Origin of the sequence: Bradyrhizobium sp. SEMIA (assembly GCF_014844175.1) — a bacterium.
GTDB lineage: Bacteria > Pseudomonadota > Alphaproteobacteria > Rhizobiales > Xanthobacteraceae > Bradyrhizobium > Bradyrhizobium arachidis.
The window spans coordinates 4,673,758-4,687,880 of the sequence record NZ_CP046601.1 but is presented as its reverse complement, the minus strand read 5'-3'; the positions used below and the strand labels follow the sequence as shown (position 1 = coordinate 4,687,880).

The 14,123-nt window shown below is 64.9% G+C and carries 13 protein-coding genes and 1 pseudogene; 11 read left to right on the top strand and 3 right to left on the bottom strand.

The annotated features are described in order from the left end of the window. Window positions 1-78 precede the first annotated feature (78 nt). The 10 genes and pseudogenes from FOM02_RS22980 (at window position 79) to FOM02_RS22930 (ending at window position 9,155) form a co-directional block, all read left to right on the top strand. Entirely contained in the window at window positions 79-942 is an 864-nt protein-coding gene (locus tag FOM02_RS22980) for a helix-turn-helix domain-containing protein (protein ID WP_027560949.1), read from the top strand. A gap of 112 nt (window positions 943-1,054) precedes the next feature. Then, entirely contained in the window at window positions 1,055-2,416 is a 1,362-nt protein-coding gene (locus FOM02_RS22975; protein ID WP_027560948.1) for an FAD-binding oxidoreductase, read from the top strand. Window positions 2,417-2,653: 237 nt separating this feature from the next. After that, a complete protein-coding gene (locus FOM02_RS22970) occupies window positions 2,654-3,820 on the top strand; it encodes a cytochrome P450 (protein WP_027560947.1) in 1,167 nt (388 codons plus the stop codon). A 548-nt stretch (window positions 3,821-4,368) separates the two neighbouring features. Next, window positions 4,369-5,319 carry a sulfonate ABC transporter substrate-binding protein gene (locus FOM02_RS22965; protein ID WP_027560946.1) on the top strand — a complete coding sequence of 317 codons (951 nt, stop codon included), beginning with the start codon at window positions 4,369-4,371 and terminating at the stop codon, window positions 5,317-5,319. A 2-nt stretch (window positions 5,320-5,321) separates the two neighbouring features. Then, window positions 5,322-5,444, top strand: a complete 123-nt coding sequence (locus FOM02_RS22960) for a hypothetical protein (protein WP_265442147.1) — start codon at window positions 5,322-5,324, stop codon at window positions 5,442-5,444. A gap of 10 nt (window positions 5,445-5,454) precedes the next feature. Further along, window positions 5,455-6,618 (top strand): FMNH2-dependent alkanesulfonate monooxygenase, encoded by a 1,164-nt coding sequence (gene ssuD, locus FOM02_RS22955; RefSeq protein ID WP_265442146.1) that lies wholly within the window; start codon window positions 5,455-5,457, stop codon window positions 6,616-6,618. After that, window positions 6,615-7,421, top strand: coding sequence for an aliphatic sulfonate ABC transporter permease SsuC (gene ssuC / locus FOM02_RS22950; protein ID WP_027560944.1), 807 nt, complete (start codon window positions 6,615-6,617; stop codon window positions 7,419-7,421). Before ssuD ends, ssuC begins: the two co-directional genes overlap by 4 nt. A 20-nt stretch (window positions 7,422-7,441) precedes the next feature. Continuing rightward, window positions 7,442-8,288 (top strand): annotated as a pseudogene (locus FOM02_RS46890) (ATP-binding cassette domain-containing protein). A gap of 32 nt (window positions 8,289-8,320) precedes the next feature. Continuing rightward, window positions 8,321-8,902 carry a flavin reductase family protein gene (locus tag FOM02_RS22935; RefSeq protein WP_027560942.1) on the top strand — a complete coding sequence of 194 codons (582 nt, stop codon included), beginning with the start codon at window positions 8,321-8,323 and terminating at the stop codon, window positions 8,900-8,902. Between the two features lie 97 nt (window positions 8,903-8,999). After that, entirely contained in the window at window positions 9,000-9,155 is a 156-nt protein-coding gene (locus tag FOM02_RS22930) for a hypothetical protein (protein WP_027560941.1), read from the top strand. 239 nt (window positions 9,156-9,394) lie between these two features. Here FOM02_RS22930 and FOM02_RS22925 read toward each other — a convergent pair whose 3' ends face one another. Next, window positions 9,395-10,543, bottom strand: coding sequence for a M20 family metallopeptidase (locus tag FOM02_RS22925; protein WP_027560940.1), 1,149 nt, complete (start codon window positions 10,541-10,543; stop codon window positions 9,395-9,397). A 110-nt stretch (window positions 10,544-10,653) separates the two neighbouring features. Continuing rightward, the gene (locus FOM02_RS22920) at window positions 10,654-11,904 is read right to left on the bottom strand and encodes a vanadium-dependent haloperoxidase (RefSeq protein ID WP_027560939.1); all 1,251 of its coding nucleotides are present in this window, start codon (window positions 11,902-11,904) and stop codon (window positions 10,654-10,656) included. Between the two features lie 344 nt (window positions 11,905-12,248). On the opposite strand from FOM02_RS22920, the gene FOM02_RS22915 reads away from it, so the two are divergent. Next, window positions 12,249-12,581 (top strand): GYD domain-containing protein, encoded by a 333-nt coding sequence (locus tag FOM02_RS22915; RefSeq protein WP_027560938.1) that lies wholly within the window; start codon window positions 12,249-12,251, stop codon window positions 12,579-12,581. Window positions 12,582-12,706: 125 nt separating this feature from the next. Here FOM02_RS22915 and FOM02_RS22910 read toward each other — a convergent pair whose 3' ends face one another. Then, on the bottom strand, window positions 12,707-14,089 hold the full coding sequence (locus FOM02_RS22910) for a sigma-54 interaction domain-containing protein (protein WP_027560937.1): 1,383 nt from the start codon (window positions 14,087-14,089) through the stop codon (window positions 12,707-12,709). Window positions 14,090-14,123: the final 34 nt, after the last annotated feature.

Here is a 14,123-nt window from a genome sequence, read left to right as displayed (position 1 = left end):
GAAACTCTTTCCCTTCAGGTTTCCACACCTCAATTTGCGGGATTATTGGCTGCTATCTCCAACAGGGCTTTCGCTGCGATGAGGGAACTCGGAAAGTTACGCTGGGCGCAGAAGGATGGCCGTCCCCCGCAACTGCTTCACGCTGAAAGACCTGCCGGCGAGAGCGGCGTCCGCGCATTTCGCGTGCGATTCGACGGGGGAGCCTATTTCCGCGCGACTGCGCTCCAGCATCTGATCTACTTCCAGATGTCGCCGTCGTCGCTGCGGATTGAATGCCGTATGGCCGGGCTGCACGCGAAGCAGGAAGCAGCCGCCGGCGCGCTCGCGATCGGTCCCGCAGGTATTGATTGTGAGGCTGAAAGCAACCAATCGGCGGACGTGCTGCTCATCGCGGTGGAGCCACGCCGGCTAGCGCTCGCGTCGGCAGAAGATCACGTCCCTAATGCAGAATTGTGCGAGCGCGTCTCTGGATACGATGAATCCCTTCTCCGGGCGGCGCGGCAGCTGGAATCAGAAGTTGCGGGTGGTTATCCGCGCGGCCCCTTGTTCTGGAGTGAGGTTGCGAGCCGTCTCATCGGCCGCCTTCTGGTTGGCCATACGTCAAATCCACCCGCTTCATCCCGCGGCAGGCTGGGCCGATACGCGCTGGAGCGGATCAGGGATTACGTGTTTGCCCACATCGCAGAGCCGATCCAGGTGGCCGAGCTTGCCGCACTGATTGGCCGCAGTGAGTTCCATTTCTCGCGTGTGTTCGCCCGCTCCGTCGGCATGACGCCGTATCGCTATGTGGTCCATCTTCGCCTTCACGCGGCGGTCCAGCACATCCGGGACGGGCGCATGGGACTGGCTGAAATTGCGGCAGAGACCGGGTTTGCAGATCAAAGCCATTTGTCGCGATGGGTCCGCCGTGTACACGGCGTCGCGCCCTCGGAGCTCGCCTGATTGCTCTCGCAAAAGAGCAGGAATCTTCACGAACGTCTGTCCGCTTCTCCGTAAACCGGTCGTCAGTCGCGCCAAATGTTCCGCTCGCGCGAAATCAACGGAGAGCAAGACCATGTCGGATTCCATCGAAAGCGCGTTCCTGGGCCTGAGTGGTAAAATCGCCGGGCGCGTCTCGTTGCCTGGAAGCGAACGCTATGTCGCCGCAACCGGTCTCTGGGCAAAGCAAACCGACGTTTCGCCTCGGGCCGTCGTGCACTGCGAATCCGCTGCCGACGTGCAGGCCGCCATTCGTGCTGCGCGCGAGCACGGGCTGCCGCTTTCGGTTCGCGGTGGCGGCCACGACTGGGCGGGCCGAGCTCTCTGCAACGGTATCGTCATTGACTTGAGCAACATGCGACACGTGGTGCTCGGCTCCGACCATCGCTTCGTCACGATTGCCGGCGGCGCCCGCGTCGCCGACGTCACGGCGGTGACGGACCCAGCCGACCTTGCTGTCGTGGCGGGCTCCGTCTCCTGCGTCGGCATGGCCGGGCTCACGCTCGGCGGCGGCTACGGCCCCTTGATCGGACGTTTCGGGCTCGCGCTCGACAATATGCTCGCCGCACAGGTGGTGCTGGCGGACGGACGAATCGTGTCTGCGGATGACGACAACGATGCCGACCTGTTCTGGGCGCTGCGGGGCGGCGGCGGCAATTTCGGCGTGGTCACGCAGATGCGTCACCGCGTGCATGAGTTGCCGAACGTCCTTTCCGGTCTGCTGGTCTATCCCTTTGCCGAGGCGCGCGCCGTACTCGAAGGATGCGCTTCGTTGACGGCATCGGCACCGGATGAGTTGACGGTGCAGGCGGGGCTCGTCGCCGATCCCTCGGGCACGGTTGCGGTCATGTTGATTCCAGCCTGGAGCGGCCGACCGGAAGAAGGCGGGGCCAAGCTTGAACCCTTTCTCAAGCTAGGGACCTTGCTCGCCGGCCGGATCGAAAGAAAATCCTACGGCGCGCTGCTCGGCGTGTTCGATCCCTACCTCGTCGATGGATTGCGGGCTGTCATGGAGACGTGCTCGTTGCCCGTGTTCGACCGCAGATGCATCGACACGTTCGTCGATGCGATGGAAGCGGCGGTATCGCCGGGCTGCGCCATCTTCACCCACGAGTTCAGGGGCGCGGCATCCGGTGTCCCGGAGGCCGCGACGGCCTTCGGTCTCCGCCGTGATCATGTGCTGGTCGAGATGCTCGCGACCTTCCCCGACCGGGCCGACGCCGAGGACGAGCCACTGCATCGAGATTGGGCGCGCTCCACCCGCCAGGCCTTCGCGGCGGCGCTGCCTGGCGGATATCCAAACTTGCTCGGCCCCAACGATCCCGATCGCGCCCGGCATAGTTATGGCGGCAATGCGAAACGATTGATGGAAGTAAAGCGCCGCTACGATCCGGACAATGTTTTCTCGTCCGCCATTCCGTTGCCGCGTGCCCTGTAGCAAGCGGCAGACCGCACGGCGCGCGGATGAGGATTTTGGCCTTTAGGCGAACACTCGCTCATGTATCGTCGATGCCCGGTGTCGTGGGCATGCGGACTTCGTCATCGAACCGCGCGCGTGCTCGACCTTGGACGACGCGGCCAGAGACCGTCTGTCCCTATTGCTAGGGACAGACGCCGGCCCCGGATTTCGCTAGTCTCGCCTGGAGGAAGCGAGAATCCCAGGGGAGAGACCGCCTTGAGCACCGCGCCGCGCATCGACATCGACCCTGCTGCATTCTGGGCCGATCCCTATCCGATGCTCGCCAAAATGCGCAAGGAGGCGCCGATCGCGTTCGTGCCGCAGCTCGGCTCGACGCTGCTGACGAGCCGCGACGACATCTCGATCTCGGAGAAGCAGATCGATGTGTTCTCCTCGCACCAGCCCGCGGGCCTGATGAACCGCCTGATGGGCCACAACATGATGCGCAAGGACGGCGAGGCGCATCAGGTCGAGCGGCGCGCGATGTTTCCGACGATCTCGCCGAGGACGGTGAAGGCGCACTGGACCGCGCTGTTCCAGGCCCATGCCGACCGCATCATGGATGGCGTCGTGCCCGGGCGGATCGACTTCATGCGCGACTTCGCGCTGCCGTTCTCCGGCGAGTGCCTGAAGTCGATCACCGGCCTCACCAACATCCGCTTTGAGGACATGGATGCGTGGTCGCAAGGCATGATCGAGGGAATCGCCAATTATGCCGGCGATCCCGCGGTCGAGGCACGCTGCCACGCGGCGACATCAGGCATCGACGCGGCGATCGACGACATCCTGCCGGTGATGCGTAGGCATCCCGACCAGAGCATTTTGGGCGTTCTTCTTGCCTCCGGCATGGCCATGGAGAGCGTGCGCGCAAATGTAAAACTCGCGATCTCGGGTGGCCAGAACGAGCCGCGCAAGGCGATCGCCGGCACCGTATGGGCGCTCTTGACCCATCCCGACCAGCTCGATCTTATCAGGCGCGGTGAAGTGTCCTGGCTCCAGGCCTTCGAGGAATACGCCCGCTGGATCTCGCCGATCGGCATGTCGCCGCGGCGTATCGCGAGGCCCTGGAGCATTCGCGACGTATCCTTCGAGCTGGATGAGCGCGTGTTCCTGATGTTCGGCTCCGCCAATCGCGACGAGACGCATTTTGAGCGCGCCGACCAGTTCGACCTGCGACGCGACACGTCCAAGAGCGTCGCCTTCGGCGCCGGTCCGCATTTCTGCGCCGGCGCCTTCGCCTCGCGCGCGATGATCGCCGACGTCGCCCTGCCGACGGTGTTCGCGCGTGCGAGTCGTCTTGAACTTGCCAACGACGAACCGGTCCGGATCGGCGGCTGGGCCTTCCGGGGCTTGCAGAATTTGCCGGTGAGGTGGTCGCAATAGGCCGGCGAGGGGCTATGCGCATGAACAGGGTTGTCGCACGCGTTCCATCGTACAAATTCGGTGTCATCGCCCGCGAAGGCGGGCGATCCAGTATTCCAGAGACAGTCGTTGGATACGGAGACGCCACGGCGTACTGGATTCCCCGCCTTCGCGGGGAATGACAGCAGAGGGGGGGAGGGAGCTTCGCGCTCCTCAGCCCTCAGTCCGCGACGATGGCATTATGCCCCTGTTTTGCCCGACGTGTCAAACGGCGTTCGGATAATCAGCAATTCATCGATTTCGTACGCCCCGGCTACTGTGCATGGGGTTGTTTTCGCGTTTTTGTTCCGATCGCACAAGCGTCGGACAAAAATCCGCGCCGCTCTCACATTCGTGTGCGGAAAAATTCCGTCTGCATCATCGCAGGCGATTGAAAGATTAATCATGCCTGCCGCCACGCGCGCAGTGTGCGCATCGCTATTTTTCCCGATGTCTCGACAGCTCCGCTGACCCACACCATCATTCCCGCATCGCAATGAACGACGGCCGCACCCGGCCGGGAGTGATGAATGCAGCGTCGTGACTTTCTCAAGCTTTCCGTCGGAACGGCCGCCGCCGCTGCGTTCGCATCGCCCGTAATCGCGCAAGGCGCGGTGAAGGAAATTCGTATCGGCTACCAGAAGAACGGCGTGCTGGTCATCACGCGCCAGCAGGCCGCGCTGGAAAAACATTTTTCCCCGCAAGGCATCGAGGTGAAGTGGGTCGAGTTCTCCTCGGGCCCGCCGATGATGGAGGCGATGAATGTCGGCAGCGTCGATTACGGCGCGGTCGGCGATTCCCCGCCAGTGTTCGCGCAGGCCGCGGGCGCAGCGATTGTCTATGCCGCCGGCCAGCCCATCACCAACGGGCAGGGCATCCTGGTGCCCAAGGACTCGCCGATCCGCATCATCACGGAGTTGAAGGGCAGGCGCGTCGGCTTCACCAAGGGCTCGAGCGCCCACAATATCGTGGTGCAGACGCTGGAGAAGGCGGGCCTCACCTATGCCGACATCACTCCGGTCTACCTGACGCCGCCCGATGCAGGCCCGGCCTTCGCCAATGGCAGCATCGAGGCCTGGGCGATCTGGGATCCGTATTTTGCGATCGGCGAGACCAAGCAGAACGGCCGCATCCTGATCAATGCGCGTGAGGTCACCAAGACCAACTCCTTCTACATCGCCAACCGCGACTTCGCGAAAAACCACGGCGCGATCCTGCAACAGATCGTCGACGTCACCACCGCGACCGCCAAATGGGCCGAGCAGCACCGCGACGAGGTCGCCAAATCGCTCGCCGCCGTGACCGGCATTCCGCTGGATATCCAGACCATCGCGGCCAACCGCTCGTCCTTCGTGGTCGGCCCCGTCACCGACGACATCGTTACGACCCAGCAGGGCGTCGCCGACCGCTTCCACAAGCTCGGCCTGATCCCGAAGCCGATCGTGATCCGCGACATCGTCTGGCGCAACCCGGCAGCCTGATCGTGCCGACCACTCTTCCCACGCACAAGGGTTTGAACATGAGGCGTATCATCCAGCGTCTGATCGCGGCCGTCATGCTGTCGATCGGCATCGTCGCCGCCGCGGTCGGCACGTCCTACGGCTAGAGGCAGAGCCATGAGCCAATCCAACGCCAACATCCTCTGGTTCCTGCCGACCCACGGCGACGGCCGCTATCTCGGCACCGGCATCGGTGGCCGCGAAGTCAATTTCAACTATCTGCGCCAGATCGCGCAGGCCGCCGATCAGCTCGGCTATTACGGCGTGCTCTTGCCGACGGGGCGCTCCTGCGAGGATTCCTGGATCGTCGCCTCCAGCGTCGCGCCGTTCACCGAACGGCTGCGCTATCTCGTCGCCGTTCGCCCCGGCCTGCAATCGCCGAGCGTCGCCGCGCGCATGACCGCGACGCTCGACCGCGTCACGGGCGGCCGGCTGCTCGTCAACGTCGTCACGGGCGGCGATCCCGTTGAGAACAAGGGCGACGGCATCTTCCTCGCCCATGACGAGCGCTACGAGGTCACCCGCGAGTTCCTCAACGTCTATAGCGACCTGCTCGCCGGCAAGACCGTCAATGTCGAGGGCAAGCACATCCGCATCGAGGACGGCAAGCTGCTGTTTCCTCCGGAGCAGTCGCCGCGCCCAACGCTTTATTTCGGCGGCTCGTCGGACGCCGGCATCGACGTCGCGGTCGACACCGTCGACAAATATCTCACCTGGGGCGAGCCGCCGGCGCTCGTCGCCGACAAGATCGCGAAGGTGAGGGAGGTCGCGAGCGCACGCGGCCGAAAGCTCTCTTTCGGCATCCGCCTTCATGTGATTGTTCGCGAGACCAATGACGAGGCCTGGCGAGCTGCCGACGAGCTGATCAAGCATGTCAGCGACGACACCATCGCCAAGGCGCAGAAGAACTTTGCCCGCATGGACTCCGTTGGCCAGCAGCGCATGGCGCAGCTGCATGGCGGCCAGCGCGACAAGCTCGAGATCGCCCCGAATCTGTGGGCCGGCGTTGGCCTCGTGCGCGGCGGCGCCGGCACGGCGCTGGTCGGCGACGCCAAGGCCGTCGCCGCCCGCATCAAGGAGTATCAGGATCTCGGCATCGATACCTTCATCATGTCGGGCTACCCGCACCTCGAGGAAGCCTATCGCTTCGCCGAGCTGGTGTTCCCGCTGCTCTCGCTGGAGCAGCCGACCAACGTCGCCAAGCTGCACTTCAACGGCGGTCCCTTCGGCGAGACCGTCGGCAGCGACTTCCGTCCGCAGCACAGGGTGTCGCAGTCATGAGCCTGATCGACAGCGTTTCACTTCCGCGCGGCTTCCGCCTGCCGCGCGTCGACGGCCTCATCCAGTGGATCGTGCCACTCGCCATCGTCGCGATCTGGCAGGTCGCGAGCGTCACCGGCTTCGTGCCGACGCGCGTGCTGCCGGCGCCCAGCGACGTCGTGCTCGCCGGCTGGAAGCTGCTGCTTTCCGGCGAGCTCGGCCGCAACATCTGGGTCTCGTTCTGGCGCGCCTCGATCGGCTTTCTGATTGGCGGCGGCATCGGCTTCGCCTTCGGCCTTGCCAACGGCCTGTCGCAGCTCTCGGCCAAGCTCACCGACACCACGCTGCAGATGGTGCGCAACGTGCCGCATCTGGCGCTGATTCCGCTCGTCATCCTCTGGTTCGGCATCGACGAGAGCGCAAAACTGTTCCTGGTGGCGCTGGGCGTGTTCTTCCCGATCTATCTCAACACGCTGCACGGCATCCGCACCGTCGATCCGCAGCTGATCGAGATGGGCCGCATCTACGGCATGACCGACGGCGAATTGTTCCGCCGCGTCATCTTCCCGGGCGCGCTGCCCTCGATCTTCGTCGGCATCCGCTTCGCCCTCGGCATCATGTGGTTGACGCTGATCGTCGCCGAGACCATCGCAGCGTCCTCGGGCCTCGGCTACATGGCGATGCAGGCGCGCGAGTTCATGCTGATCGACGTCGTCGTGCTCTCGATCCTGATCTACGCCCTGCTCGGCAAGCTCGCCGACAGCGCCTCCCGCGTGCTGGAGCGCCTCACGCTCTCCTGGCACCCCGCCTATTGGAAACGTTGAGCAGAAATACTGGGAATCACATGCAGACAGCGCTTCGTACGTCCCTTCCCGAAACCGAGCTCGCCAGCCGCGCCAATTTCGCCCCTCACGCCCGCGTGGTGCGCGAGGAGCGGCAAGAAGAACGCCGAGTGCAGAGCAGCGGCCTGCCGCTCAGCATCCGCGGCTTGCGCAAATCCTTCGGCGACAATGAGGTGCTGCGCGGGATCGACCTGCACATCCCTGCCGGTCAGTTCGTCGCCATCGTGGGCAAGAGCGGTTGCGGCAAGAGCACGCTGCTGCGTCTCATCGCCGGCCTCGAAAAGATCGATGCCGGCAGCGTGAGCTTTGGCCAGGATGTTCAGGCGGAAGACATCCGCGTGATGTTCCAGGAGCCGCGGCTGTTGCCCTGGGCGCGCGTGCTTGCCAATGTCGAGGTCGGTCTCGGCCGCGACCGCGCCTCCGCCGATGCGCATGCGCGCGCCGAGAAAGCCTGGCGAGGTCGGTCTTGCCGACAAGCGCGATCAGTGGCCCTCGGTGCTGTCGGGCGGCCAGAAGCAGCGCGTCGCGCTCGCTCGCGCGCTGGTGTCGCGGCCGCGCGTGCTCGCCTTCGACGAGCCGCTCGGCGCGCTGGACGCGCTGACCCGGATCTCGATGCAGCGCCTCCTGGAGCGCGTCTGGCGCGACCAGGGCTTTACCGCGATCCTGGTGACCCACGACGTCTCTGAGGCTGTCGCGCTGGCCGACCGAGTGCTGGTGATCGAGGAGGGGCGCATCGCCCATGACGTCACGGTTAACGCCGTCCGGCCGCGCGAACGCGGCTCGGTCGAGCTCGCGGGCCTCGAAGGCTCGATCCTGAGCCACCTGTTGTCGGCGGACGATCGTACCTAAATAAAGAGGAACCCCGCTTCGGGGAGCAAGCCATGAATGTAGTGCCCCGCGACCTCATGACCGAAATTCCCGTCTCGCCCGCCGATTTCCGCGGCGCCATGCGCCATCTCACCGGCGGCGTCAGCATCATCACCGCCGGGCGGGGCAAGGACATCACCGGCATGACGGTTACATCCGTAACCTCGCTGTCGGTCGAGCCGCCGACGCTGCTGGTCAGCATCAACCGCGATGCGTCCTCGTTCCCGCTGATCAAGCGCCACGGCGCCTTCGGCGTGAGCATCCTCAATGCCGACCAGCTCGACGTCGCCGAGCGGTTTGCCGGCAAGGGCGGGCTGAAGGGCGCCGATCGCTTTGCCGGCAGCCACTGGGTGACGGCGGTCTCGGGCGTTCCGCTGCTGGTTGGCGCATTGTCGGTGTTCGACTGCGAGGTCGAAGAGATTCTCGAGCGCCATTCGCACGGCATCGTCATCGGCCGCGTCAGGGACGTCAGGAACTCGACCCGCAACGCCGCGCTGGCCTATTGGCATGGCCAGTATGTGGCGGTCGACCAGGACGAGGACGCGGCGAGGCTCGCCGATGTCAGCGTTCCCGCGCGGAGCCGGCGCGGCATTTGATCGCCGTCAGTCTCAGGCCGTACGGGCTGGTCTTTTCCTCATCATCGCTCTAGAAGCGCCCCGAGCCGTCCCGCCGGGACGGCAATGGAGCGGAACGATGAAGCGCGTCGCGACCTTCGCCTTCTACGCCATCGGCGCGCTCGCGATCGCCTATCTCGCGCTCTATGCCTATGCGACGTTCCGCGGCCAGCCGATCATTCCCGGCGACCCCATCCACATCTTCCGCAAGCCGGACGCGCCGAGTTATTCGTGAGGTCTTTCCTCGTCATGGCCGGGCTTGACCCGGCCATCCACGTGCATCGGCGCTTTCGGAAAGACGTGGATGCCCGGGTCAGGCCCGGGCATGACGACGGAGTGTGCGGCGGCTAGCCTCTCAAGATCGCCAGTCTCGTAGGGTGGGCAAAGGCGCACTTGCGCCGTGCCCACCACCTCTCTGCTGCCGCGAAAGGTTCGTGGGCACGCTTCGCTTTGCCCACCCTACGGCACCTTCCTTCACCCCCGCAAAATCGCCAGCGCCAGCGCCTGTGCGCGCGGCACGATGCTGTCGATCTCGAGATATTCCTCCGGCGTGTGCGCGAGGCCGCCGACCGGCCCGAGGCCGCAGATGGTCGGCGTGCCCACCGCCGCGGTGAAGCCGGAATCGGCGCAGCCGCCGGAAAACTCGCCCTGCAGCGTGGTGAGGCCCGCTTGCCTTGCGGCGGCCTGATAGCTCTCGAACAGCGCCTTCGAGTCCGCGCTCTGCACCACCGGCACGAACTCGCCCTTGACCGTCAGCGTCGCGCTGGTGCCCGGCACGTAAGATGTGGCAACGATCGTCTCGATCGCGCCCATGATCCGCGCGCGATCGGCGGGATCGACATAGCGCAAATCGATCTGCCCTTCCGCATAAGGCGCCGTGGTGTTAACGGACTGGCCGCCCGAGACCAGGCCGACATTGAGCGTGATGCCCTTGTCGAGATCGGTCAGCGCATGGATGTGAATGATCTTCTGCGCGAGCTCGCCGATGGCGCTGACGCCGGCGGCGAAGTTGGCGCCGGAATGCGCGGCCTTGCCGGTGATGGCCATGTGCATGAAGATGCCGCCCTTGCGCCCCGTCACGACGTTGCCGGTCGGCCGCCCCGGCTCGGAATTGAACACCGCGCGGGCGGCGCGTCCCTCGCGCTCGATCACGGGGCGGGAGGAGGGCGAGCCGATCTCCTCGTCCGAAGTGATCAGCACCTTGATCGGATGCGGCGCGCCGCCGAATTTGTGGAAGGCGGTGGCCACGAACACGTTCATGACGAGGCCGGACTTCATGTCAGCGACGCCGGGGCCGTAGGCGCGGCCGTCCTTGATCGTGAACGGACGCCGCCCAGCCTCGCCCTTGCCGAACACGGTGTCGCGATGGCCCATCAACAGCACCGGTTTCTCGTTGCTGCCGGGCTTTGCGACCTCGGCATGGATGGCGTCGCCGAAGGTATCGTTGCTCTCACGCCGGCAGGGAATGCCGTGCTCGGCAAAGTGCCGCTCGAACCGCGCGCCGACCGCATCGACGCCTGCCTTGTCATAGGATCCGGAATCGATGTTCACGACATCGCGCAGCAGGTCGATCATGGCCTGCTTCTGCGACGCCAGCCAGTCCGTGATTTGAGCTTGAGACATTGTCATCCTCGCGTGGTTCTCACGCGAGGATATAGAGCCTTGCCCAGGCGTGACCTAGTCGCCGGATGCGGTGCGGCCATGTGTTCGGCGCTTTGAAAAAGGCAGCCGGCTTAGCGGCTCGGCTGCGCCATTGCCTCTACGCCGCGAAGCTGCGTCGCGACGGTCAACGCGCCGATCTTTCGGCCCATGTCCTTGCCGACCTCGGTCGAGAAGCGGTAGTGAAAGCCGGCCCAGATGCGCGCGTTGGCGACTTCGTCGCTATAGTCCTGGAGCCGCGACCATCTGCGTGTGACGCCGGGTGCCGTGGGGCTGGTCAGTGAGAACTCGCCAAAATCTCCAACGACCGTTTGCAGCACGGTCGAAATCGCGGCCGAGACGATGCAGTGCGCGCAGGGATATTCCGGATGCATCGGCGTGTCCCCGAGCGGCAGCCAGGACGGATCGCGAGGCGTTGCGGCATTCGCCGTCAGATCGGCATTACGTATGGCCGTGATCGGTCGCCAGAAATTGTAGGTGTACTTGGCGTCGAACACGGCAACGATGGCATCGTTGCCGGTCATCGATGTCAGGGCGAACAGGCGGGCGCAGTCGACGAGATCCATGCCCTTGGCCATCGCAGCCTGCCTCACGATGGGGTTGTAGGTGCGGGCGCCGACGAAGAACCAGAAGCGGCCGATCGTGGTTTGCTCAGACGTCCGGGTCGGGCTGCCTCGGCTGCCGACCTCGCGGATTTCGTTGACGTCCTTGGTCCAAACCTCTGAATCGAGCGCGGGCGGGGGGCCGGGGCGGAACTGCGATCCCGACGTCATGACCCAGGGCGTCGTCGCGCCGGTGGTGGAGAACAGCGGGACCACGGTTGGAACATAGGCGCCCGGCTTGGTCAGGGGCCGGTACGTTTCCACGGCGTTGCTGCCGTCTTTGGCGCGAAGCTCGATGATCTGCACCGCAGCCTCCTTCCCGAGCGCGATGCCGGCGGTCTTGGACTCGCTATCGGCAATCGGCGTCAGCGCATTCGTGAGCGTCGCATCCAGATCTGGCTTGAGGTCTGGATAGATCGACAGCAGCACATCGTGAGCGGCAACCGCCGCTGCGGCTTCCCGCGACGTCGAGCGGTCGGCCGACAACGAGAGCTTATAGGGCGCGTAGCGGTGGTCGATCGCATTGACCGCCTCGAACATCGCGACGTGCATCATGGACAAGGCACGGCTGTGGGGCGCCGGAGTGATTTGCTTCTCGGCGGCGATCGCGTCAGCCTTTGCGTTCCAGTCCATGATCACGTCAGCGCGCGCAAGCGTCACCGAGGCGGCGAGCAACATCGGGATCATCGATAGACGGGAGATCGTCCACGAAGAATATTCCATGGCATTCCCCTTCGAGTTGAACCACGTTTGAGAAGGCAGACGCGGTCTGTGGCCGACATCACCTCACTCCAAAACTCTATCGATCCTGATGCGTATCGATAGTGAACTGCTTCACTCGCGGCGACACGATAGTCGCGCCCCCAAATGGGTAGGCTTGGCTTACCGTTCGCGCCGTATCGCGGAGTTGGTTATAGTTGACACAAGCTGCCAGTTGGACGTGCCGAGGTCCGCAGCTCTATTTCAAGGCAGCTCGCGTGCTGTCGGCAGGCCGTGCCTTGCTCTCGCTCGGAGAGCTCTTTCCAAGACTACAGATGTTGTCGCTCTAACTTCGACGGAGAGAAAACATGCCGCTGTTCATCTCATACGTCTCGTACTCAAATGCCGGCATCAAGGGATTGGTCGACAAACCGTCCGATCGTAGCGCGGTCATCGGACCGATTATCGAAAAAGCCGGCGGAAAGCTCCAGGGAGCGTTCATGACAACAGGCGCACATGACGCGCTCATCGTTGCGGAGTTCCCCGATGGAGCCGATGCTGTCGCCCTCGGAATGGCGGCCGCGGCAAGCGGCGCCATCGCCAAGATCGAAACCGTACGCGCCTGGAAGATGGGTGAATTCAAGATCGTCGCGGAAAAGGCCGCGAAGCTTGCAAGCGTCTACGTTCCGCCTGGCAAGTAGCCTCTTGTGAGCGTGACGCCGCCATGAGGCGAGACACTCGGTGGCGGTGGCTGGGCTCGTCCCGGCCACTCGCACGCTTCATGCGAATGCCCGGGCGGGCTTGACGAGATCGATGAGCTGTTTGCTCACCCCATGGCCGGCATGCGCGGATACTCGCCCGGCGTGCCCGCGGGCGGGATCGGGATGCCGCCGTCGGCGTATTCGTTCAGCTTGTTGCGCAGCGTGCGGATCGAGATGCCGAGGATGTTGGCGGCATGGGTCCGGTTGCCGAGGCAGTGCTTCAGCGTCTCCAGGATCAGGTCGCGCTCGACGTCGGCGACAGTGCGTCCCACCAGCGCGCGCGTCACCTGCTCGGCGGCCATGGTCGCGTGCGCCACGGCGGGTGCGGTCTTGGCAAGGTCGAGACGGTCGCCGTCCGGGGTGATGATGGCGTCCGGGCCGATCTCGTCGCCCTGCGCCATCAGCACCGCGCGGTGCATGGTGTTTTCGAGTTCGCGAACGTTGCCCTGCCAGCGGTTGGTGGAGAGCACGCGGCGCGCCTCCGCCGAGATCGGGCGCATCGGCACGCCGTTGGCCTCGGCATATTTCTTCACGAAATGCTGGGCGAGCTCCATGATGTCGGCGGGACGCTCGCGCAGCGGCGGGATCTTCAGGTTCACAACGTTGAGGCGGAACAGCAGGTCCTCGCGGAAGGTGCCTTCGCGCACGGCTTCCGCCAGATTGCGGTTCGAGGTCGCGATGATGCGGATGTCCACCGGCACCGGCTTGGTGCCGCCGACACGGTCGATCACGCGCTCCTGAATGGCGCGCAGGAGCTTCGATTGCAGGCGGACGTCCATCTCCGAGATTTCGTCCAGCAGCAGCGTGCCGCCGGTCGCTTCCTCGAACTTGCCGATGCGGCGGGCGACCGCGCCGGTGAAGGCGCCTTTCTCGTGGCCGAACAGCTCGGACTCCAGCAGGTGCTCGGGAATGGCGGCGCAGTTGATCGAGATGAACGGGCGCTTGGCGCGGGCCGAGCGGGTGTGGACGTAGCGGGCCAGCACTTCCTTGCCGGTGCCGGACTCGCCGGTGATCATCACCGAAGCGTCGGAGCCTGCGATCTGCTGGGCCAGCTTGATCACGCGCGCCATGGCGTCGTCGCGATAGACCAGCTCGCGGGAGTCGTTGGCGACGGCGGCCAGCACCGCGGCGATCAGCTCGGGGTCCGGCGGCAGCGGGATGTATTCCTTGGCGCCAGCGTGGATCGCGGCGACCGCGGCGCGGGCATCGTTGGTGATGCCGCAGGCGACGATCGGCGCGTGGATGTGCTCGGCTTCCAGCCGCATCACGAGGTCGCGGATGTCGAGGGCGACATCGACCAGCAGGAGGTCGGCGCCCTTGCCGCCGCGTAGCACGCGCATCGCCTGCTCGTGATCCTCGGCATGGGTCACGGTGGCGCCGTTCTCCATCGCGATCTTGGTGGCGGTGGTGAGCTGGCCCTTCAATGTGCCAACGATGAGAAGCCGCATGTCAGTCTCCTGTCGGTCTGGTCGCGCTGTTGCG